Here is a 1017-nt window from a genome sequence, read left to right as displayed (position 1 = left end):
GTTTAAACCCGTGGTTGCTTTTAATACTAGCAAAAACGGGTTCAACATCAAAACATCTTTTCTTTCGTCTCTGAATTCCTTCCGGACTATTGAGCAGCTCCTGGGCTTTTTTCTTCTGTCGTTCTAATTCAACGTTCACCTGGATAATCCTGTTCCCTTTGGATTTGTGACATGCTCCGTTTAGCGGACAGTTATAGCAGTTCTGAGCCCGATACCTTCTTAGTGTTTGTTCAAACCCTGTGCTGGTTTTATTTTTGATATCACCGATATAATGCATTTGCTGGCCTATTGGACAGATGTAGCAATCCTTCTTCGGGTTATAAAAAAGCTTGTCTGCGCTAAAAGGTTTTTTAGCTTGGTAATTCTTGTTTTGCTGTTTATCAAACATGCCATACTTCACATAGGCTGTTATTTCTTTGCTTTCAAGTAAGGTGTAATTTTCTTGTGAGCCATAACCTGCATCTGCCGTAACAACTGCGGGTGTACTTTTGAAGCTCTCTTCATGTTGGGCAATGTGATCAGTTAATGTGGTCGTATCTGTTGGAGTGGGATGTACGGTATAATTGACGATATATTGATTGGAACTGGATATTTGAACATTGTATGCAGGCTTTAATTGTCCGTTACGCATATGGTCTTCCTTCATTCTCATGAAAGTGGCATCAGTGTCTGTCTTGCTGTAGCTGTTACGGTCTTCCAGAATAGCTTCCTGCATTTCGTACCTGGCAATGTTGGCAGGATAATGTCTGGTTATATAATTCAGTTTATTCTTTGTCTTTTTGTCAATATCTTTCTTTTTAGCAAGCACTTCATTGAGCTTGTCTACGGTAGACTGTATTTTTTCTGTGTTAATAGTGGTAAAGTCTGGTGGATCAGGCAGCTCATCCTCTTTTGCGGCAACGCTTTGGGCATATTCCCAGATGTGCTTCAACTGCTGTTTCATCTTCTCCTTATTGGTCGCAATCGCTTTTCGCCAAACAAAAGTATAGCGGTTAGCATTGGCTTCAATCTTGGTAC

General features: G+C 40.5%; 1 protein-coding gene. It reads right to left on the bottom strand.

Annotated features, from left to right (window positions below):
- Positions 1–1017: transposase (locus tag RB622_RS30140; protein ID WP_308050559.1), on the bottom strand; the 1017-nt coding region annotated here is incomplete at both ends.

It is taken from the genome of Dyadobacter sp. LHD-138, from assembly GCF_030929615.1.
Classification (GTDB): Bacteria; Bacteroidota; Bacteroidia; order Cytophagales; family Spirosomataceae; genus Dyadobacter.
Note: the sequence above shows the minus strand (reverse complement) of the source record. Positions and strands in the feature narration are given on the sequence as shown.